This is a genomic window from Streptomyces sp. DF42, assembly GCF_058267695.1.
Window position 1 is genome coordinate 7,126,708 of record NZ_CM177859.1, and the last position, 20,894, is coordinate 7,147,601.

Consider the following 20,894-nt stretch of genomic DNA (forward strand, 5'->3'; position numbering starts at 1 on the left):
GGCATTCAATCCTCGTGCGTGCGCCGGGAGCGCGATCCGGTGCACGCGTCGGTGTCAGAGAGGTCGCACAATTGAGTCAGCCGAGCCACAGCGTCCGGCAGATCCCGGTCGTCGTACTCGCCGGATTCCTGGGCTCCGGTAAGACCACCCTCCTCAATCACCTCCTGCACCGCAGCGGCGGCAGCCGCATCGGGGCCATCGTGAACGACTTCGGGGCCATCGAGATCGACGCCATGGCCGTCGCCGGTGCGCTCGGGGACTCCACCGTGTCCCTCGGCAACGGCTGTCTGTGCTGTGCCGTCGATACCGGTGAGCTGGATCTGTACCTGGAGCGGCTCGCCCGGCCAGCCGCCGGCATCGACGTCGTCGTCATCGAGGCGAGCGGCCTCGCCGAGCCGCAGGAACTCGTGCGCATGGTGCTGGCCAGTGAGCATCCGGGGATCGTGTACGGCGGCCTTGTCGAGGTCGTCGACGCCGCCGAGTTCGACGACACCCGCACGAAGCATCCCGAGGTCGACCGGCATCTCGCTCTCGCCGACCTCGTCGTGGTCAACAAGCTCGACCGGGCCGCCGACGGGGAAAGGGTTCTCGCACTCGTGCGGTCCCTTGCCGACCGTGCCGCCGTCGTGCCCGCGACATACGCGCGAATCGACCCCGAGTTCCTCTTCGACTGCCGGCCGAGCCAGGAACGCGTCGGGCAGTTGTCCTTCGACGACCTCGAGGACCGTGACGCTCACGCCGAGCGCGACCATTGCGGCCATCTGCACGCCGCCTACGACAGTGTGTCCGTCAGCTCCGAAGTGCCCATGGACCCGCGCCGGTTGATGCAGTTCCTCGACAGCAGGCCCGAAGGCCTGTACCGGATCAAGGGGTACGTCGACTTCGGGGCGTACGACGTCCAGAACCGGTACGCCGTCCACGCGGTGGGGCCGTTCCTGCGGTTCTACCCGGAGCCCTGGGCGCCCGACGAGAAGCGTCGGACCCAGCTCGTCCTCATCGGATCCGGCATCGACGCGCCCGCCCTCCGCAAGGAGTTGGAGGAGTGCGCGCGCGACGCCCCGCACGCCGCCGACGAGCACGGCATGTGGGGCGTCCTGCGCTACGTACAGGGTCCGGAGGAGGGCCCGGCGGAGCTGGATCCCGAGGCCTAGACCGGCCCCGCCACCACCGCCACCGTCTTCGCCAGGGACACCCCCGAGCCGTCACGGCGCGGGTCGATCTCCGGGAGGTCGGCCGGGGTGCCGTTCTTCTGCGCCGCCTTGGCAGGGACGGTTCCCGCCCAGGCCAGGGACAGGCAGTCCTCGCCCTTCAGGAACCGCTGGCAGCGGACGCCGCCGGTGGCGCGGCCCTTGCGCGGGTACTGGTCGAACGGGGTGAGCTTGGCCGTCGTCTGGACCGAGTCGTCGAGCGTGCCGCGCGAGCCCGCGACCGTGAACACGACCGCGTCCGCCGCCGGGTCGACGGCCGTGAAGGAGATGACCTTCGCGCCCTCGGTGAGCTTCACGCCCGCCATGCCGCCCGCCGGACGGCCCTGGGGACGGACCTGGGAGGCCTGGTAGCGCAGCAGCTGCGCGTCGTCCGTGATGAACACCAGGTCCTCCTCGCCGGTGCGCAGCTCGATCGCGCCGACGATCCGGTCGCCGTCCTTGAGCGTGATGACCTCCAACTCCTCCTTGTTGGACGGGTAGTCGGGGACCACACGCTTGACGATGCCCTGTTCCGTGCCGAGGGCGAGGCCGGGGGAGGACTCGTCGAGCGTGATCAGGCAGACCACCGTCTCGCCGTCCTCCAGGGAGATGAACTCCGACAGGGGTGCTCCGCCCGCGAGGTTCGGCGCCGACGCCGTGTCCGGGAGCTGCGGGAGGTCGACGACGTTGATCCGCAGCAGGCGGCCGGAGGAGGTCACCGCGCCGATCTCGCCGCGTGCCGTGGCCGGGACCGCGGAGACGATCACGTCGTGCTTCACGCGCCGGGCGTCGGCGTCCTCCGGGAAGGGCTCGCCGTTCGACGTGCGGGCCAGCAGTCCCGTCGAGGAGAGCAGGATCCTGCACGGGTCGTCCGCGACCTGCAGCGGTACGGCGGCCGCCGGGGCGCCCGACGCCTCCAGCAGGACAGTGCGCCGATCGGTGCCGAACTTCTTGGCCACCGCGGCCAGTTCGGTGGAGACCAGCTTGCGCAGCTCCGCGTCCGACTCGAGGATCCGGGTCAGCTCCGCGATCTCCGCGTTCAGCCGCTCCTTCTCCGACTCCAGCTCGATCCGGTCGAACTTGGTGAGGCGGCGCAGCGGGGTGTCCAGAATGTACTGGGTCTGGATCTCCGACAGGGAGAAGCGCTCCATCAGGCGCTCCTTGGCCTGCGCGGAGTTCTCGCTGGAGCGGATCAGCCGGATGACCTCGTCGATGTCGACGAGGGCGGTCAGCAGGCCCTCCACCAGGTGCAGACGGTCGCGCCGCTTGGTGCGGCGGAACTCGCTGCGCCGCCGTACGACCTCGAAGCGGTGGTCGAGGTAGACCTCCAGGAGCTCCTTGAGCCCCAGCGTCAGCGGCTGGCCGTCCACCAGGGCGACGTTGTTGATGCCGAAGGACTCCTCCATCGGCGTCAGCTTGTACAGCTGCTCCAGGACGGCCTCCGGCACGAAGCCGTTCTTGATCTCGATGACCAGGCGCAGGCCGTGCGCGCGGTCGGTGAGGTCCTTGACGTCGGCGATGCCCTGGATCTTCTTGGAGCCGACCAGGTCCTTGATCTTGGCGATGACCTTCTCGGGGCCGACCGCGAAGGGCAGTTCGGTGATGACCAGGCCCTTGCGGCGCGCCGTGACGGTCTCGACCTCCACCGTGGCGCGGATCTTGAAGGTGCCGCGGCCCGACTCGTAGGCGTCCCGGATGCCGGCGAGGCCGACGATGCGGCCGCCGGTGGGCAGGTCGGGGCCCGGGACGAACTTCATCAAGGTGTCCAGATCCGCGTTCGGGAAGCGGATCAGGTGCCGGGCGGCCGCGATGACCTCGGCGAGGTTGTGCGGGGGCATGTTCGTCGCCATGCCGACCGCGATGCCCGAGGAGCCGTTCACCAGCAGGTTCGGGAAGGCGGCGGGCAGGGCGACCGGCTCCTGCTCCTGGCCGTCGTAGTTGGGCGTGAAGTCGACCGTGTCCTCGTCGATCGACTCCGTCATCAGGCTCGTCGCCTGGGCCTGACGGCACTCGGTGTAGCGCATGGCGGCCGGCGGGTCGTCGTTGCCCAGCGAGCCGAAGTTGCCGTGGCCGTCCACCAGCGGCACGCGCATGGAGAAGGGCTGGGCCATGCGCACCAGGGCGTCGTAGATCGACGCGTCGCCGTGGGGGTGCAGCTTGCCCATGACCTCGCCGACCACGCGCGCGCACTTCACGTAGCCGCGGTCGGGGCGCAGCCCCATCTCGTTCATCTGGTAGACGATGCGGCGGTGCACCGGCTTGAGACCGTCGCGGGCGTCGGGCAGGGCTCGGGAGTAGATGACCGAGTACGCGTACTCGAGGAAGGAGCCCTGCATCTCGTCGACGACGTCGATGTCGAGGATCTTCTCCTCGTACGAATCGTCGGGCGGCGGGGTCTTCGTGCTGCGGCGGGCCATCGCTGCCGGCTCCTCTTTTCTGGGCGCTCGCCTACGGGTCGCTCACGTCCCCTTCGGCTCACTCTTGCTGAAGCGTGAACAGGATCTGACGCGACCATTGTGGACCGCGGCACTGACAACGCCTGCCAGGACCCGGTGTCGGCGGTCCGACCGGCGCGCGGGGGATCAACCTCGCTGCGGCTGCCCGCAGGTTACGCGATCCGCTGTGGGCGTATGTCGTCCGGGAACTTCGCCGACGATCCGCACGCTTGCATACAGTGGCAGGACCGGCAGGAAAACCGCGGTTCGAAGTACCGCATCCGCGATCGAAGGGACGTACATGCCCATGGGTCACACGGCCACAGACCAGGCAGGCACCGGGGGCCTGACTGCGACCGAGCACCGCCTGGCCAACGGCCTGCGCGTGGTGCTCTCCGAGGACCACCTGACCCCGGTCGCGGCGGTCTGCCTCTGGTACGACGTCGGCTCGCGCCACGAAGTCAAGGGACGCACCGGCCTGGCTCACCTTTTCGAGCACCTTATGTTCCAGGGCTCGGGGCAGGTCAAGGGGAACGGGCACTTCGAGCTGGTGCAGGGGGCGGGCGGCTCGCTCAACGGCACCACCAGCTTCGAGCGCACCAACTACTTCGAGACCATGCCCACCCACCAGCTGGAGCTCGCCCTCTGGCTGGAGGCCGACCGCATGGGCTCCCTGCTCGCCGCCCTCGACGACGAGTCCATGGAGAACCAGCGGGACGTCGTCAAGAACGAGCGCCGTCAGCGCTACGACAACGTGCCCTACGGCACGGCGTTCGAGAAGCTCACCGCCCTCGCCTACCCGGAGGGCCACCCCTACCACCACACCCCGATCGGCTCGATGGCCGACCTGGACGCGGCGACCCTGGAGGACGCGCGCGCGTTCTTCCGCACGTACTACGCGCCGGGCAACGCCGTGCTGTCGGTCGTCGGCGACATCGACCCGGAGCAGACGCTCGCCTGGGTCGAGAGGTACTTCGGGTCCATCGCCTCGCACGACGGCAAGCCCGCGCCCCGGGACGGTTCGCTGCCCGAGATCATCGGTAGCCAGCTGCGCGAGGTCGTGAAGGAGGAGGTGCCCGCGCGCGCCCTGATGGCGGCCTACCGGCTGCCGCACGACGGCACGCGCGAGGCGGACGCCGCCGACCTGGCGCTCACCGTCCTCGGCGGCGGCGAGTCCTCCCGCCTCTACAACCGTCTCGTACGGCGAGACCGTACGGCCGTCGCGGCCAACTTCGGCCTGCTGCGGCTGGCCGGAGCGCCCTCCCTGGGCTGGCTGGACGTGAAGACCTCCGGTGACTACGAGGTGCCGGTCATCGAGACCGCCATCGACGAGGAGCTCGCCCGGTTCGCCGAGGAGGGCCCCACCGCCGAGGAAATGGAGCGCGCGCAGGCCCAGTTGGAGCGTGAGTGGCTCGACCGGCTCGGCACGGTCGCGGGCCGCGCCGACGAACTGTGCCGTTACGCCGTCCTGTTCGGCGACCCGCAGCTCGCTCTCACCGCCGTCCAGCGCGTCCTGGAAGTGACACCCCAGGAGGTCCAGGAGGTCGCCAAGGCCCGCCTGCGGCCCGACAACCGCGCGGTGCTCGTCTACGAGCCCGTCGCGGGAGAGACCGCCGAGGACGCGGATCCCCCGCAGGACCCCGAGGCCGAAGCCACGGTCGAGGCCGGCGACGACACCACGGAGGCGGCCAAGTGACCGAGCTCACCACGATGGAGTTCCACCCGCAGCCCCAGGCCGGCGAGGCGAGGCCCTGGGCCTTCCCCGCCCCGGAGCGCGGCGCGCTCGGCAACGGCCTGACCGTCCTGCGCTGCCACCGCCCCGGCCAGCAGGTCGTCGCCGTGGAGGTGCTCCTGGCCGCCCCCCTGGAAGCCGAGCCGGCCGCTTTCGAAGGCGTCGCCACGATCATGGCGCGGGCCTTCTCCGAGGGCACCGACAAGCACTCCGCCGAGGACTTCGCCGCCGAGCTGGAGCGCTGCGGCGCCACGCTCGACGCGCACGCCGACCACCCGGGTCTGCGTCTGAGCCTCGAAGTGCCGGCCTCCCGCCTCGCCAAGGCGCTCGGTCTGCTCGCCGACGCCCTCAGGGCACCCGCCTTCGCCGACAGCGAGATCGAGCGGCTGGTCCGCAACCGCCTGGACGAGATCCCGCACGAGCTGGCCAACCCCTCCCGCCGCGCCGCCAAGGAGCTCTCCAAGGAGCTGTTCCCGGCGACCTCGCGCATGTCGCGCCCGCGCCAGGGCACCGAGGAGACCGTCGAGAAGATCGACTCGGCGGCCGTACGCGCCTTCTACGACCGGCACGTCAGGCCCGCCACGGCCACCGCCGTCGTCGTCGGTGACCTCACCGGTATCGACCTGGACGCGCTGCTCGGCGAGACCCTGGGCGCCTGGACGGGCACCGGGGGCGAGTCCCGTCCGGTGCCGCCGATCACCGCCGACGACACCGGACGCGTGATCATCGTGGACCGCCCCGGCTCCGTCCAGACGCAGCTGCTCATCGGCCGCGTCGGCCGCGACCGGCACGACCGTGTGTGGCCCGCGCAGGTGCTCGGTACGTACTGCCTCGGAGGCACCCTCACCTCCCGTCTGGACCGCGTCCTGCGCGAGGAGAAGGGCTACACCTACGGTGTGCGCGCGTTCGGCCAGGTCCTCAGGTCCGCCCCGGACGGCTCCGGTGCCGCGATGCTCGCGATCAGCGGCTCCGTCGACACCCCGAACACCGGCCCGGCGCTCGACGACCTCTGGAAGGTGCTGCGCACGCTCGCCGAGGGCGGCCTCACCGACGCCGAGCGCGATGTCGCCGTACAGAACCTGGTCGGGGTGGCGCCGCTGAAGTACGAGACCGCGGCGGCCGTGGCGAGCACGCTGGCCGACCAGGTCGAGCAGCACCTGCCGGACGACTATCAGGCGACGCTGTACCAGCAGCTCGCCGCCACCGGCACGGTGGAGGCCACCGCCGCGGCCGTCAGTGCCTTCCCGGTGGACCGTCTGGTGACCGTCCTCGTCGGTGACGCGGCCGAGATCAAGGAGCCAGTCGAGGCCCTGGGGATCGGCGAAGTCACCGTCGTGGCAGCCGAGTAGAGGACCGGTCGGCGCCGCGCGCGTAGGGGCCCTGGTGACTGATGAGTCACCAGGGCCCCCTAATGTCCGAATTAGGGGAGAGGTTGCCTGTCTGACCTGTGGCATGCACTACAAAAGGCGTGATCCGTTTGGGAATTGAAAGTCGCCCCGCTTAGCGTCATCCGGTCTGTCCGTCAGGCACAGCGCCGCATCCGCGGCACCGGACAGTCATCGCCGAGTCCCCCTATGGCGCGAGCCAGGGGAGCCGGGGACCCACCGCAGTCCCTGGGGTGAATCGGACGCCCGCGCCCAGCGAGGGGGTCCGTAGGAGACCTTCCTGCTCCGAACCCGTCAGCTAACCCGGTAGGCGAGAGGGAAGGAAAGGAACAGCCACCACATGGCGTTCACGCGCGCCACCGGGAAGCACCGTCGTCCCACGCGGATGCACCGCACCACCACCCGCGCCGCAGGGGTCGCGGCTCTCGCCGCCACCGGCGTCGTCGGCGCCCAGGCCGCTCCGGCCCTCGCCGCCGAGAGCTCCGTCGAGCAGACCGGCCTCAACCCTGTCATCACCATCGGCGACACGATCGCCGACAAGATCGACGCCCAGGCCGATGCCCAGAAGCAGGCCGCCGAGGAGGCCGCCCGCAAGAAGGCGGCCCTGGAGGCGGCGCGCAAGCAGGCCGCCGCGAAGGCCGAGGCGGAGCGCGAGGCCAAGGAGCGCGCCGCGCGTGAGGCCGAGCGCAAGCGCCTCAACACCTTCGTCGCGCCGATCTCGAACTCGTACGTCTCGACCGGCTACAAGACCGGTGGCTCCCTGTGGTCCTCCGGCAGCCACACGGGCATCGACTTCCACGCCGCGAGCGGCACGCCGGTTCACGCGGTCGGTGCCGGCACCGTCGTCGAGACCGGCTGGGGCGGCGCCTACGGCAACCAGATAGTGATCAGGATGCACGACGGCACGTACACCCAGTACGGCCACCTGTCGTCCATCGGTGTCTCGGCGGGCCAGACGGTCACCCCGGGGCAGCAGATAGGCGTCTCCGGCGCGACCGGCAACACCACCGGACCGCACCTGCACTTCGAGGCCCGTACGACCGCCGAGTACGGCTCGGACATCGACCCCGTCGCCTACCTTCGCTCGCACGGCGTGAACGTCTGACGACGGATCGCAGGACAACGGCGAAACCCCGGCTCCGCGAGCCGGGGTTTCGCTGTTTTCCGTCGCCCTGCTGTCCAAAAAATATCCATGGATTCCGGCCTCCCGTCGGAAATTCCGGCTCTGTGCAATAGAGTCACGGAACACACGTCAATCATCGACGTTTCACGGGGATTAAGTCGGAGGTCGGTCATGCGTATTCCGGCGCACTCGGTGTGCACGGCGATCCGGGACGACATCGTCGCCGGTGTCCATGAGCGTGGCGGCCGCCTCACCGAGGAAGTTCTGGCCCGCCGCTACGGCGTCTCGCGCGTTCCCGTCCGCGAGGCCCTGCGCACGCTGGAGGCCGAGGGCTTCGTGGTGACCCGCCGGCACGCGGGCGCGTGCGTGGCGGAACCGACCGAGCAGGAGGCCGCCGACCTGCTGGAGATGCGCATGCTCCTGGAGCCGCTCGGTGCCTCACGGGCCGCCCAACGGCGCACCGAGGCCCATCTCAAGGTCCTGCGCGGCCTGGTGAGACTGGGCCAGGAGCGGGCCAGGAGGGGCAACAGCGAGGATCTGCGCTCCCTGGGGAACTGGTTCCACGAGACGCTCGCCCAGGCCTCCGGCAGCCCCGCGCTGACCTCGATGCTGACCCAGCTGCGCCACAAGATCGCCTGGATGTACGCCGTGGAGGCGCCCGCCGACCCCGTGGAGTCCTGGGCGGAGCACGGCGCGATCGTTGACGCCGTGGCCCGCGGTGACGGCGAGCGCGCGCGGGCGATCACGACGCTGCACACGGAGCGTTCCAGTGGGGTGCACCGGCTGCGATTCGCCCCCGGCGCCGATCGCGCCGACCGTGTGAGGAACTCGCAACATGCCGTAAACATGTCGAGCCTGCGTCATTAACACGGGCGCCGTATACAAAGACAAGAGAATTCGCGGGGGTTTATCCATGCTGCCCCCGATCGAGAATTCCACGGTCTCGGAACAAGAAATGCGAAGGGCTCGCCCGGTAATTCGGACGAGCCCTTCTGCGGTGCCGTGGTCAGACGGTCTCGGGGAGCTCCTCGAGACCTTCGGAGACCAGCTTGGCCAGACGGTCGAGGGCCGCGTCCGCGCCCTCGGCGTCGGAGGCGAGGACGATCTCCTCGCCACCCTGGGCGCCCAGGCCCAGGACGGCCAGCATGGAGGCCGCGTTGACGGGGTTGCCGTCGGCCTTGGCGATCGTCACGGGGATACCTGCGGCCGTGGTGGCCCGGACGAAGATGGAAGCGGGGCGGGCGTGGAGGCCCTCGGCCCAGCCGACGTTGACGCGGCGCTCAGCCATGTGATGCTGCCCTTCAGAGTCTCAGGGTTGTCTAGACCAGTTTCCCACAACGTGAAGCATGTCCGGAGCGGTCCTTCGTCCCGTCCGGGGCGGGTCGTCGGACCGCGGCCTCGGCCCGACTTGCGTCCTTGTTCAGTTCTCCGCGGACTGCCGTGTTCTCCACAGACTGCCTCGCGCCGTTGTCGGACGCGAGCCGTACTCTGGGGCCCATGCAGACCTCGCCGGACCGGCACGAGTACCCCGCGCACTGGGAGGCCGACGTGGTGCTGCGCGACGGCGGCACCGCGCGCATCCGCCCCATCACCGTTGATGACGCCGAGCGCCTGGTCAGCTTCTACGAGCAGGTGTCGGACGAGTCGAAGTACTACCGCTTCTTCGCGCCCTACCCTCGCCTGTCCGCCAAGGACGTCCACCGCTTCACGCACCACGACTTTGTGGACCGGGTGGGACTCGCGGCCACGGTCGGCGGCGAGTTCATCGCCACCGTACGCTACGACCGCATCGGCGCCGACGGAACGCCCGCGTCCGCACCCGCCGACGAGGCCGAGGTCGCCTTCCTCGTCCAGGACGCCCACCAGGGGCGCGGAGTCGCCTCCGCCCTCCTCGAACACATCGGCGCGGTCGCCCGCGAGCGCGCCATCCGCCGCTTCGCCGCCGAGGTGCTGCCCGCCAACGTCAAGATGATCAAGGTGTTCACGGACGCGGGCTACACCCAGAAGCGCAGCTTCGAGGACGGCGTCGTACGCCTGGAGTTCGACCTCGAACCCACCGACCGCTCCCTCGCGGTACAGCGCGCGCGGGAGCAGCGCGCCGAGGCGCGGTCCGTACGACGACTGCTCGTACCGGGCTCGGTCGCCGTCGTCGGCACCGGGCGCACGCCGGGAGGTGTGGGCCGCGGCATCCTCGACAACATCCGCGACGCCGGCTTCACCGGGTCGCTCCACGCCGTGAACAAGGCGCTTCCCGAAGACCTCAAGGAGCTCGACGGCGTCCCGGCGCACCGCTCGGTGCGGGACATCGACGGGCCCGTCGACCTCGCGGTCGTCGCCGTGCCGGCCGAGCAGGTCCCCGAGGTGGTCACCGAGTGCGGCGAGCACGGCGTGCAGGGGCTCGTCGTCATCTCCGCCGGGTACGCCGAGAGCGGGCCCGAAGGACGCGAGCGCCAGCGCGAACTCGTGCGGCACGCGCGCACGTACGGCATGCGGATCATCGGGCCGAACGCCTTCGGGGTCATCAACACCTCCTCCGACGTACGGCTGAACGCCTCGCTCGCCCCCGAGATGCCCCGCCCCGGCCGCATCGGCCTGTTCGCACAGTCCGGCGCCATCGGCATCGCCCTGCTGTCCCGGCTGCAGCGCCGCGGCGGGGGAGTCACGGGCGTCACGGGCGTGTCCACCTTCGTGTCCTCCGGAAACCGCGCGGACGTGTCCGGCAACGACGTGATCCAGTACTGGTACGACGACCCGGACACCGATGTCGTCCTCATGTACCTGGAGTCCATCGGTAACCCCCGCAAGTTCACCCGCCTCGCCCGGCGCACCGCGGCGGCGAAGCCGCTGGTCGTGGTCCAGGGCGCCGGCAGCGCCCCCCAGGGACATGCCGTACGGGCGACACGGCTGCCGCACACGACCGTGTCCGCGCTGCTCAGACAGGCCGGCGTGATCCGGGTGGACACCATCACCGAGCTGGTCGACGCGGGGCTGCTGCTCGCCCGGCAGCCGCTGCCGGCGGGGCCGCGGGTGGCGATCCTGGGAAACTCCGAGTCGCTGGGGCTGCTGACGTACGACGCGTGTCTCTCCGAGGGACTCAGGCCCGCGCGGCCGCTGGACCTGACGACGGGGGCCTCGGCGGGCGACTTCCGCGCCGCCCTGTCGCGCGCCCTCGCGGACGACTCGTGCGACGCCGTGGTGGTGACGGCCATTCCGGCGATCGGCGAGGGATCGCCCGGGGACGCCGAACTGGCGGAGGCGCTGCGATCGGCCGCGGAGGCGGTCCCCGGAAAGCCCGTGCTGGTGGTGCACGTGGAGCTCGGCGGGCTCGCGGAGGCGTTGTCGGCCGCGACGAGCACCGCACCGCAGCCCGACACCGCGGCGTCCGGCACCCGTCGGCTCCGCCCCTCGCAACAACTGCCCGCCCCGGTACGGGCACCAAAACCCACCGCCCCCGACACCGGCCCCCGCCTCATCCCCGCCTATCCCGCCGCCGAGCGCGCCGTCCGCGCCCTCGCCGAGGCCGTGCACTACGCCCAGTGGCGGCGGGAAGCGGCCGAGCCCGGCAAGGTGCCCGAGTACGAGGACATCGACGAGAAGGGCGCCGCCCGGCTCATCGGCGGCATGCTCGCGCGCGGGCAGGGCCTCACGCTCGGCACCGCGGAGACGCGCGACCTGCTCGGCCGGTACGGCATCCCCGTGCGCGAGGCGGTTCCCGCCTTCACGCCGGACGACGCCGCGCGGGCCGCCGCCGGCATCGGCTACCCCGTCGCCCTCAAGGCCACCGCCCCGCACCTGCGGCACCGCGCCGACCTGGGCGGCGTACGGCTGGATCTCGCGGACGAGGAGCAACTGCGGCGGGCGTACGCGGAGTTGACCGAACTGTTCGGGAAGCCGGAGGAGCTGCGACCGGTGGTGCAGGGGATGGCACCACGCGGCGTGGACACGGTCGTACGGGCCGTCATCGACCCGGCGGCCGGCGCCGTCCTGTCCTTCGGGCTCGCCGGAGCCGCCTCCCAGCTCCTCGGCGACATGGCACACCGGCTGGTTCCGGTCACCGACCGGGACGCGGCCTCGCTGGTCCGGTCGATCCGGACGGCACCGCTCCTGTTCGGCTGGCGGGGCTCGACGCCCGTGGACACACCTGCGCTGGAAGAGCTGCTGCTGCGTGTGTCACGGCTGGTCGACGACCACCCGGAGGTCGTGGCGGTGACCCTGGAGCCGGTCGTCGTCGCACCCCAGGGTCTGAGTGTTCTCGGCGTCTCCGTCCGCCTGGCCCCGCCCCCCGTCCGCGACGACCTCGGCCCGCGCACGCTCCCCGTCTACTGAGGCGTGTCACGGAGACGGCCATGACCGGTGCCTCGCAGCCAGTGCACCCCCTTAGGATGGACGTCATGGCCAAGACCAGTACGACGACCCAGGGGCTGCGAGCGGCGATCGAGCGCAGCGGCTACTACCCGGCCCTCGTGGCCGAGGCGGTGGAGGCCGCCCTGGGCGGCGACTCCATCCGGTCGTTCCTGGTCCACCAGGAGACGACGTTCGACCAGAACGAGGTGCGGCGGCACGTGACCGTGCTCGTCCTCACCGGCAACCGCTTCATCGTCAGCCACACCGACGAGCAGGCGGCGGACACCACCTCCCCCACGCCGTACGCGACGACGTCGACGGAGTCGGTGAAGCTCGGCCGGATCTCGTCGGTCGTGGTCAGCCGGGTGGTCGCCAACCCGGAGAAGTACACGGTGGGCACGCTGCCCCGCGAGGTCGTCCTCACCATCGGCTGGGGCGCCGTCTCCCGCATCGACCTCGAACCCGCCGCCTGCGGCGACCCCAACTGCGAGGCCGACCACGGGTACACCGGCAGCTCGACCGCGGACGACCTCAGCCTGCGGGTGAGCGAGGCCGGGGACGGACCGGAGACGGTCCGCCAGGCGCTCGCCTTCGCCCAGTCGCTCTCCGAAGCGACCGCGGACACCACCCGCTGATGTCGCAGTCCGCACCCTGGGACACCGACCCGGAACCCCTCGCCGTCGACTCCGCGCCGCTGCCCGAGTACGGCAGCGGCTCCCTCGCCGACCTCCTGCCCACGCTGGCCGCGGGCATGGCCGTACCGGGCATGACGGCCTCGATCACCGAGCTGGCCCCCGCCGACCGGAACTGCGTGTTCCTGATCGACGGGCTCGGCTGGGAGCAGCTGAGGGCGCATCCGGACGAGGCGCCGTTCATGACCTCGCTCCTCGCCAGTTCGCGCGGCGGCACCGGCCGCCCCCTGACCACCGGCTACCCGGCGACCACCGCCACCTCCCTCGCCTCCGTCGGCACCGGCCTGCCGCCGGGCGCGCACGGCCTGCCCGGCTACACCGTGCGCAACCCGGAGACCGGCGAGCTGATGAACCAGCTGCGCTGGCAGCCGTGGACGTCGCCGCACGCGTGGCAGCCGTATCCCACGGTCTTCCAGCTGGCCGAGGCGGCCGGGGTGCACGCGGCCCAGGTGTCGTCGCCCACCTTCCAGAACACGCCCCTGACCAAGGTCGCGCTCAGTGGCGGAACGTTCCACGGGCGGCTGTCCGGCGAGGACCGCATGGACCTCGCGGCCCAGCAACTGGCCGCCGGAGACCGCTCCTTGGTCTACACGTACTACGCGGAGCTCGACGGCGCCGGCCACCGTTACGGCGTCGAGTCGGACACCTGGCGCGGCCAGCTCATGCATGTCGACCGGCTGGTCCAGCGCCTGGCCGAGCAACTGCCGCCGCGCACCGCGCTGTACGTCACGGCGGACCACGGCATGGTCGACATCCCCTTCGACGAGCAGCACCGCATCGACTTCGACGAGGACTGGGAGCTGCGGGCCGGCGTCGCCCTGCTGGGCGGCGAGGGCCGGGCCCGGCACGTGTACGCGGTGCCGGGCGCCCAGAGTGACGTGCTGACCTGCTGGCGCGAGGTGCTCGGCGAGCAGTTCTGGGTGGCCTCGCGGGACGAGGCGATCGCCGCGGGCTGGTTCGGGCCGCACATCGACGAGCGGGTCCACGCACGCCTCGGCGACGTGATCGCTGCCGCGCGCGACGACGTCCTGATCATCGCCTCCGAGCGGGAGCCGAAGGAGTCGGCGATGGTCGGCAACCACGGTTCGATGACCCCTGCCGAGCAGCTGGTCCCCCTGCTCGAAGTACGCTCCTGATTCCGTCGTCCTCTCCTCTTTGCCGAAAGGTGCTCAACTCGCCATGCCCGAGCTGGTGTTCTTCTCCGGAACGATGGACTGCGGGAAGTCGACGCTGGCTCTGCAGATCGAGCACAACCGCTCCGCACGAGGCCTGGCCGGGATGATCTTCACGCGTGACGACCGCGCGGGCGAGGGGAAGCTCTCCTCCCGCCTCGGCCTGGTCACGGACGCGGTGGAGGTCGAGGACGGGCAGGACCTGTACGCCTATCTCGTCGACCACCTCTCGCACGGCGGCCGTGCGGACTACGTCATCGCCGACGAGGCGCAGTTCCTGGCACCGGGGCAGGTCGACCAACTCGCGCGCGTGGTCGACGACCTGGGCCTCGACGTCTACGCCTTCGGCATCACGACCGACTTCCGCACCAGGCTGTTCCCCGGCTCCCAGCGCCTGGTGGAGCTGGCCGACCGCGTCGAGGTCCTCCAGGTGGAGGCCCTGTGCTGGTGCGGCGCCCGCGCCACGCACAACGCCCGCACGATAGGCGGCGCCATGGTCGTCGAGGGCGCACAGGTCGTCGTCGGCGACGTCGACCGGTCGGAGGCGATCGGTTACGAGGTCCTGTGCCGCCGCCACCACCGCCGCCGGATGACGGCGACGACGTCCGGGTCGGCGGCACTGTCCCCGGACGTGCTGCCGGTGGCGCAGCTCTGAACTGCCTTCCCGCCGGGCGTCTGCCCGTGGCTCAGCGAGGGCTCTCGATCAGGGAGAAGCGGGCGCCCTCGGGGTCGGCCACCGTGGCCACGCGGCCGTGTGCGCTGTCCCTCGGCGGGTTGAGGACGTGGCCCCCGAGGTCCACCAGGCGGGCGACCGCGTCGTCCGTGTCCGCGACGTCGAAGTATGTGATCCAGTGCGGGCCCCGGTCGCGGGGGAGGGCGTGGCCCACACCGTGGATGCCGGCGACCGGGCGGCCCTCGATGTGCAGCGTCACGTAGTCGAAGTCGGCGGAGACGACCGGCTCCTCCGCGTAGCCGAAGACGGTCTCGTAGAACTTGGCCACGCTCACCGACTCGTAGGTCAGCAGCTCGTTCCAGGCGGGGGTGCCGGGCACGCCCGTGATGGCGGTGCCGTGGTGCCCGGCCGCCTGCCAGATGCCGAAGACGGCGCCGGAGGGGTCCGAGCCGATCGCGAGGCGGCCGGCCTCGGCGGCGTCCAGGGGGCCCACTCCGATCGTGCCGCCGCACAGGCGTACCGTCTCGGCGGTCACGTCCACGTCGTCCGAGGCGAGGTAGGGCGTCCAGGCGATGGGCAGATGACGGTCCGGCGGCAACTGGCCGATGCCGGCCACCTCGTAACCGTCGAGCAGGGCCCGCGAGTACGGGCCGAGCTGCTGGGGGCCCGGCTGGAACTCCCAGCCGAACAGCGACCCGTAGAAGTCCTGGGTCGCGGTCAAGCCGTGCACCATGAGACTCACCCGGCAGGGTGTGCCGGGCGCGTGCCGAGCGTGCGTCTCGCCGTTCGGGCCGGCCGGCTCCCTTGCCTCGGTCATCGTCACTCTCTCCTCGACCCCTCGCGGTGGCCGTGTCGCGTCCGCTCTCCGGATCTCCGTGCCGATGCTCGCACCAGCGGTGCTGCAGCGCGCTCCGGGCGCGCCGCTTGCCTGGAGGATGCCCGGTGTACGGTTCCTCGTCCGTTTCTGTGCGATTGCTGACGGATGCCGATCAGCTGTACAGCATGTGCCCGAACCCGTACGCCTCGTGATCGGGCCTGTCCGGCGGAGCAGAGTAGCCGGACACAGACGATGCGGCCACCCCGTGCGCAAGGATGGTGGCCATGAACGCCATCATCTCCGCTTCGGAACTCGCGAGCGACTCGGCGGGGCAGAACCCGCCCGTACTGCTCGATGTGCGCTGGCAGCTCAGTGTCGCCAAGGCGGCCGGCGAGCCGCCCTTCGACGGCCGCGCCGCGTACACGGCCGGGCACATTCCCGGTGCCGTCTACGTCGACCTGGACTCGGAACTCGCCTCCGCGGCCGGCGAAGGCGGTCGGCACCCGCTGCCCGGCCTCGGGGTCTTCGGCGCCGCGATGCGACGGGCGGGCGTCTCGGCCGGAACGCCGGTGGTCGTGTACGACGGCGGGCAGGGCTGGGCAGCGGCCCGTGCGTGGTGGCTGCTGCGCTGGACGGGTCACCCGGACGTGCGGGTCCTCGACGGCGGGTTGCCGGCCTGGGAGGGTCCGCTGGAGACATCGGTGCCGACACCGGCGGAGGGCGACTTCGAGCCGGTTTCGGGCGCTGCGGGGCTGCTGGACGCCGACGGTGCGGCCGCGCTGGCGAGGGCCGGAGTGCTGTTCGACGCGCGGGCGGGGGAGCGGTACCGGGGAGAGGTGGAGCCGATCGACCGGGTCGGCGGGCACATTCCGGGAGCGGTGTCGGCGCCCACGAACGAGAACGTGGGCTCCGACGGAAGGTTCCTGCCCGCGGAGGAGCTGGCAGGGCGGTTCAAGGCCCTTGGGGCGGCCGACGGTTCGCAGGTCGGCGTGTACTGCGGCTCAGGTGTGTCCGGGGCGCACGAGGTGCTGGCGCTGGCGGTCGCGGGGATCGAGGCCGCGCTGTATGTGGGCTCGTGGTCTCAGTGGTCGTCGGATCCGTCGCGTCCGGTGGCGGTCGGTCCGGATCCGCAGTAGCCGGAAGACGGGGAAGGGGCCGCGCTCGAGCAGCGCGGCCCCTTCCCCGTACGAGCGACTACTTGTGCTGACGACCGATCACTCCTGCTGTCGACCGACCGCGTCTGCCGACGACCGGTCACTCCTGTTTCTTGCGCCGTGTCCCGAACACGATCTCGTCCCAACTCGGGACCGCGGCGCGGCGGCCCGGGCGGACGCCGTCGGCCTCGGCCTGGCGGTCGGTGGCGCCGACGAGACGGTCGCGGTGGCTGGTGACGGAGCGGGGCATCAGGACGTCCGCGTAGGCGGAACCGGCCGAGGCCGCGGGGGCCGGGGGTTCCTCCGCCGCGGGTTCGGCGGGGGGCTCCTCCGGCGGTGGCGGCGGCGGAGCGGCCTCCGACGGACGCTCCGGGACCACCAGGTCGCCGCGGAAGCTCGGTACCGCCTCCAACAGGCTGGTCAGCGAGTCCCGTTCGCTCGTGCTCTCCTCCGCGGGCTCGGACGCCTGTGCCGGCAGGCTCGGCCGCTCCAGGGCTCGGTCCAGCGGGCGGTCGCGCGGCAGCCGTGCGATGCGCGGTACGAACGGAAAGCTGGGCTCCGGCGACGTGGCAAGGTCCTCGGACTCGCCGATCAGCGAGCGCGCCTCCTCGTCGACGGCCTGGACGAGCCGCCGGGGCGGGTCGTACGTCCAGCTCGCCGAGTGGGGTTCGCCCGCGACCAGGTAGACCAGCAGGACCTCCCAGGTGCCGTCGTCGCGGCGCCACGAGTCCCACTGCACGGTGTCCTTCTCGGCACCGCGCAGCAGCAGCCGCTCCTGGACGGCCTCGCCGAGCTGGGGGCCGGCGTTCTCGCCGGGCCGACGGACGGGTGTCTTGCGCGCCCGCTCGGCCATGAACGCACGCTCCGCGAGCACGGGGCCCTCGAAACGGCGTACGCGGTCGACGGGGATGCCTGCCAGCTGGGCCACTTCTTCCGCGGTCGCTCCGGCACGTATACGTGCCTGGATGTCGCGGGGGCGGAGATGGCTCTCCACTTCGATCTCGATCTGGCCGAGGCGGGGGCGGTCACCGCGGACCGCCGCGCGCAGCCGTTCGTCGATCGGAAGGGTGTACTCCGTAGAGTCGGCAGCCTTCAGCACCAGCCGTGTGCCGTCATTCGAGACGGCCACGACACGCAGTTCGGGCATGGGAACCTCCCGGGTGGTGCCTGCCGACGTCACGTGCGTCGCTGCTTCCGCTAGTCGAGTGTGGCCTGCCCGGGTGCAGCCTGCCACAACCTTGCCGAGTTGCCCGGCGTGTCGGGCACGGGCCCGGGCACGCCGTTATGGCACGGTTACCTATTCGCAACGCTAAGTGACCAACTCCGTCACCCTGTGCAACTGGCCCCCTCCTGGCGGTCCTTGGTAGCCGTGGACGCCCTGGCGGGAGACCGGACCCAGGGCTCGCCACAGTACTCCATTCGGGCCACGTGCGTGGATTGGCGCGCCGCCCAACTTCTGGCAAGGGGTGGTCTCGGGGCGCCCGTTGAGCGGTTTTCGGGATCTTGGACGTGGCGTAGTTCACGGAATCGCCAGAAACGGAACCAATGCCTACGACCCCAACACCCTGCGCAGGTAGTCGTTCTGGAAGCGCCGATCGGGGTCGAGCCGGTCCCGCAGCGCGGTGAACTCGCCGAAGCGCGGGTAGACCCCGGAGAAGTACTCGGCGTCCCGCGTGTGCACCTTGCCCCAGTGCGGCCGGCCCTCGTGCGCGGTGAGGATGCGCTCGGCGGCGGTGAAGTACGCCTGATAGGGCGTTCCCTTGAACATGTGGACGGCGACGTACGCGCTGTCGCGGCCCGACGCCGTCGACAGCGTGATGTCGTCGGCGGGGGCGGTGCGCACCTCGACCGGGAAGCTGATCCGCAGCCGGGAGCGTTCGATCGTCGCCTTCAGCTCGCGCAGCGTCTCGGCCAGGGCCTCGCGCGGGACGGCGTACTCCATCTCCATGAAGCGCACCCGCCGCGGCGAAGTGAAGACCTTGTACGGAATGTCGGTGTACGTGCGTGCGGACAGGGCCTTGCTGGAGATCCGGGCGATCGTCGGGACGGTCGTGGGTGCCGTACGGCCGACCCACTGGGCCACCTGGAAGACGCCGTTGGAGAGGAACTCGTCCTCGAACCAGCCGGCCACCGGGCTCACCGGTTTCTCCGGGCCCGCGCTGCGGTTGTTGCGCTTGGTGTTGGTGCTGCCCGTGTGCGGGAACCAGTAGAACTCGAAGTGCTCGTTCTCGGCCCAGAGTTCGTCGAACTCGGCGAGCACCCTGTCGAAGGGCATCGGTTCCTCGCGCGCCGTGAGCAGGAAGACCGGCTCCACGGCGAAGGTGATCGCGGTGACGATGCCGAGTGCGCCCAGGCCGATCCGGGCGGCCGCGAAGACCTCCGGGTTCTCCTTCTCGGAGCAACTGAGCACCGAGCCGTCGGCGGTGACCAGTTCAAGTCCCGTGATCTGGGCGGCGATCGACGCCGATTCGCGGCCGGTGCCGTGTGTGCCGGTGCTGGTGGCGCCGGACACCGTCTGATCCATGATGTCGCCCATGTTGGTCAGCGACAGACCCTCGCGGGCCAGGGCCATGTTGAGCCTCTTGAGCGGGGTGCCCGCCTCGACCGTGACCGTCATGGCGTCGCGATCAATCTTGCGTATACCGGTCAACAGTTGAGGGCGGATCAACACGCCGTCGGTGGCGGCGATGGACGTGAAGGAGTGCCCGGTGCCGACGGCCTTCACCGTCAGACCGTCCTCCGCGGCCTTCCGTACGGCCGCGGACAGTTCCTCCACCGAGGCCGGAGCGACCTCCCGCGCGGGACGGGCCGCGATGTTGCCACCCCAGTTACGCCACGTGCCGTTCTTCCCGCTCGCTGTGCTGCTCAACGATGCCTCCCCGACGCGGAGCCGGCCTGCTGAGCCGGCGATACCCCAGGAAACCGACCGCGACCGCGACGGCCCCGGACACCGCCGGAACCCCGTACCCGGCCCGCGCGCCGGCCGCGTCGATGACCCAGCCGGCCACGGAGGAGCCGAGCGCGACGCCGACCGCGAGCCCGGTGCTCACCCAGGTCATGCCCTCGGTCAACTGCGCGCGTGGTACGTGCTCTTCGATGAGGGACATCGTCGTGATCATCGTGGGAGCGATGGACAGGCCCGCAACGAACAGCGCCACGGCCAGAAACGGCAAGTTTCCGACCAGTAGGAGGGGGATCATACTCACGGCCATCGCGCATATGCCCAGCAGCCAGCGGCGCCCGGGCGCCCCCTCGAAGTGCCGCAGTCCGAACACGACTCCGGCCAGGCAGGAACCCGCCGCGTACACCGCGAGCACGATGCTCGCGGCGGCCTTGTGGCCCCGCTCGTCGGCGAAGGCCACGGTGACCACGTCCACCGCCCCGAAGATCGCCCCGGTCGCCACGAAGGTGGCCACCAGGACCTGCAGGCCGGGAGAGCGCATCGCCGTACCGCCGCCCTGCTTCTCGCGCGGGTGCGGCTCGGGCTCCGTGGCGCGCTGCGCGGTCAGCCAGAAGACGCCGGCCGCCAGGAAGCATGCGGCGAGCAGCGGCCCCGCCTCCGGGAACCAGGCCGTGGACAGCCCGATGGAGATGATCGGCCCGAAGATGAAGCACACCTCGTCGACCACGGACTCGAAGGAGTACGCGGTGTGCAGCCTCGGAGTGCCCCGGTACAGGGCCGCCCAGCGGGCGCGGATCATCGCGCCGAGGCTCGGCACGGAGCCGATGCCGGCGGCGCACACGAACAGCACCCAGTCCGGCCACCCGAAGTGCGCGGCGAGCAGCAGCCAGGCCGCGGAGGCGAGCGCGACGAGCGTCGCGGGGCGCAGCACCCTGCGCTGCCCGTGCTGGTCCACCAGCCGGGAGATCTGCGGCCCGATCGCCGCTGCGGCGAGCGCGATGGTGGCCGACAGGGCGCCCGCGAGCCCGTAGCGCCCGGTCAGCTGGGAGATCATCGTCACCACGCCGATGCCCATCATCGACAGCGGCATCCGGCCGAGGAGGCCCGCGGCGGAGAAGCTCCTGGAACCGGGGGCGGCGAACAGGGCGCGGTAGGGGCTGGGCACGGGGTCTCCGGTGGCTACGGCTCAGTAAGGTGCTGACGATGGCTCAGTAAGGTGCGAATGCGGCTGATACAGCTTACGAGTGAGGACACCGCAATGCACCCGGGAATCAGCGG

Annotated in this window: 16 protein-coding genes and 1 riboswitch; of the genes, 10 read left to right on the top strand and 6 right to left on the bottom strand. The window is 71.1% G+C overall.

Annotated features, from left to right (window positions below; all coding sequences use genetic code 11):
- Positions 1-71: 71 nt before the first annotated feature.
- On the top strand, positions 72-1,151 hold the full coding sequence (locus ACYUED_RS32715) for a CobW family GTP-binding protein (protein ID WP_491287971.1): 1,080 nt from the start codon (positions 72-74) through the stop codon (positions 1,149-1,151).
- Here the strand turns inward: ACYUED_RS32715 and ACYUED_RS32720 are convergent.
- Complete coding sequence (locus ACYUED_RS32720) at positions 1,148-3,604, bottom strand: DNA gyrase/topoisomerase IV subunit A (RefSeq protein WP_491287974.1); 2,457 nt, start codon at positions 3,602-3,604, stop codon at positions 1,148-1,150. The genes ACYUED_RS32715 and ACYUED_RS32720 overlap by 4 nt on opposite strands.
- Before the next feature lie 319 nt (positions 3,605-3,923).
- Between ACYUED_RS32720 and ACYUED_RS32725 the strand changes: the two genes are divergently transcribed.
- The 4 genes from ACYUED_RS32725 to ACYUED_RS32740 all read left to right on the top strand — a co-directional run bounded on the left by ACYUED_RS32725 (position 3,924) and on the right by ACYUED_RS32740 (position 8,729).
- Positions 3,924-5,318 (top strand): M16 family metallopeptidase, encoded by a 1,395-nt coding sequence (locus tag ACYUED_RS32725; protein ID WP_491287976.1) that lies wholly within the window; start codon positions 3,924-3,926, stop codon positions 5,316-5,318.
- Complete coding sequence (locus ACYUED_RS32730) at positions 5,315-6,703, top strand: M16 family metallopeptidase (protein ID WP_491287979.1); 1,389 nt, start codon at positions 5,315-5,317, stop codon at positions 6,701-6,703. The genes ACYUED_RS32725 and ACYUED_RS32730 overlap by 4 nt, the downstream gene beginning before the upstream one ends.
- A gap of 201 nt (positions 6,704-6,904) precedes the next feature.
- Positions 6,905-7,067, top strand: a riboswitch (cyclic di-AMP (ydaO/yuaA leader).
- Positions 7,068-7,079: 12 nt separating this feature from the next.
- Positions 7,080-7,844, top strand: coding sequence for a M23 family metallopeptidase (locus ACYUED_RS32735; RefSeq protein ID WP_491287981.1), 765 nt, complete (start codon positions 7,080-7,082; stop codon positions 7,842-7,844).
- A 189-nt stretch (positions 7,845-8,033) separates the two neighbouring features.
- On the top strand, positions 8,034-8,729 hold the full coding sequence (locus ACYUED_RS32740) for a GntR family transcriptional regulator (protein WP_491287983.1): 696 nt from the start codon (positions 8,034-8,036) through the stop codon (positions 8,727-8,729).
- A gap of 139 nt (positions 8,730-8,868) precedes the next feature.
- Here the strand turns inward: ACYUED_RS32740 and ACYUED_RS32745 are convergent, their stop codons facing one another.
- The gene (locus ACYUED_RS32745) at positions 8,869-9,150 is read right to left on the bottom strand and encodes an HPr family phosphocarrier protein (protein ID WP_107907491.1); all 282 of its coding nucleotides are present in this window, start codon (positions 9,148-9,150) and stop codon (positions 8,869-8,871) included.
- Between the two features lie 209 nt (positions 9,151-9,359).
- Here ACYUED_RS32745 and ACYUED_RS32750 point away from each other — a divergent pair, with 209 nt between their 5' ends.
- The 4 genes from ACYUED_RS32750 (at position 9,360) to ACYUED_RS32765 (ending at position 14,725) form a co-directional block, all read left to right on the top strand.
- A complete protein-coding gene (locus ACYUED_RS32750; protein ID WP_491287986.1) occupies positions 9,360-12,188 on the top strand; it encodes a bifunctional acetate--CoA ligase family protein/GNAT family N-acetyltransferase in 2,829 nt (942 codons plus the stop codon).
- Positions 12,189-12,253: 65 nt separating this feature from the next.
- Positions 12,254-12,841 carry a DUF5998 family protein gene (locus ACYUED_RS32755; RefSeq protein WP_491287988.1) on the top strand — a complete coding sequence of 196 codons (588 nt, stop codon included), beginning with the start codon at positions 12,254-12,256 and terminating at the stop codon, positions 12,839-12,841.
- Positions 12,841-14,034 carry an alkaline phosphatase family protein gene (locus ACYUED_RS32760; RefSeq protein WP_491287990.1) on the top strand — a complete coding sequence of 398 codons (1,194 nt, stop codon included), beginning with the start codon at positions 12,841-12,843 and terminating at the stop codon, positions 14,032-14,034. Before ACYUED_RS32755 ends, ACYUED_RS32760 begins: the two co-directional genes overlap by 1 nt.
- 43 nt (positions 14,035-14,077) lie before the next feature.
- Complete coding sequence (locus ACYUED_RS32765; RefSeq protein ID WP_491287992.1) at positions 14,078-14,725, top strand: thymidine kinase; 648 nt, start codon at positions 14,078-14,080, stop codon at positions 14,723-14,725.
- 31 nt (positions 14,726-14,756) lie between these two features.
- On the opposite strand, the gene ACYUED_RS32770 is transcribed toward ACYUED_RS32765, so the two are convergent.
- Positions 14,757-15,560 carry a VOC family protein gene (locus ACYUED_RS32770; protein WP_491287994.1) on the bottom strand — a complete coding sequence of 268 codons (804 nt, stop codon included), beginning with the start codon at positions 15,558-15,560 and terminating at the stop codon, positions 14,757-14,759.
- A 284-nt stretch (positions 15,561-15,844) separates the two neighbouring features.
- On the opposite strand from ACYUED_RS32770, the gene ACYUED_RS32775 reads away from it, so the two are divergent.
- Complete coding sequence (locus ACYUED_RS32775; RefSeq protein WP_491287996.1) at positions 15,845-16,696, top strand: sulfurtransferase; 852 nt, start codon at positions 15,845-15,847, stop codon at positions 16,694-16,696.
- A gap of 118 nt (positions 16,697-16,814) precedes the next feature.
- Here the strand turns inward: ACYUED_RS32775 and sepH are convergent, their stop codons facing one another.
- The 3 genes from sepH to ACYUED_RS32790 all read right to left on the bottom strand — a co-directional run bounded on the left by sepH (position 16,815) and on the right by ACYUED_RS32790 (position 20,781).
- On the bottom strand, positions 16,815-17,861 hold the full coding sequence (sepH, locus tag ACYUED_RS32780; RefSeq protein ID WP_491287998.1) for a septation protein SepH: 1,047 nt from the start codon (positions 17,859-17,861) through the stop codon (positions 16,815-16,817).
- 402 nt (positions 17,862-18,263) lie between these two features.
- Positions 18,264-19,583 (bottom strand): D-arabinono-1,4-lactone oxidase, encoded by a 1,320-nt coding sequence (locus ACYUED_RS32785; protein ID WP_491288000.1) that lies wholly within the window; start codon positions 19,581-19,583, stop codon positions 18,264-18,266.
- Positions 19,543-20,781: an MFS transporter gene (locus ACYUED_RS32790; RefSeq protein WP_491288002.1), complete on the bottom strand. Its 1,239-nt coding sequence runs from the start codon at positions 20,779-20,781 to the stop codon at positions 19,543-19,545. The genes ACYUED_RS32785 and ACYUED_RS32790 overlap by 41 nt, the downstream gene beginning before the upstream one ends.
- Positions 20,782-20,894 lie beyond the last annotated feature (113 nt).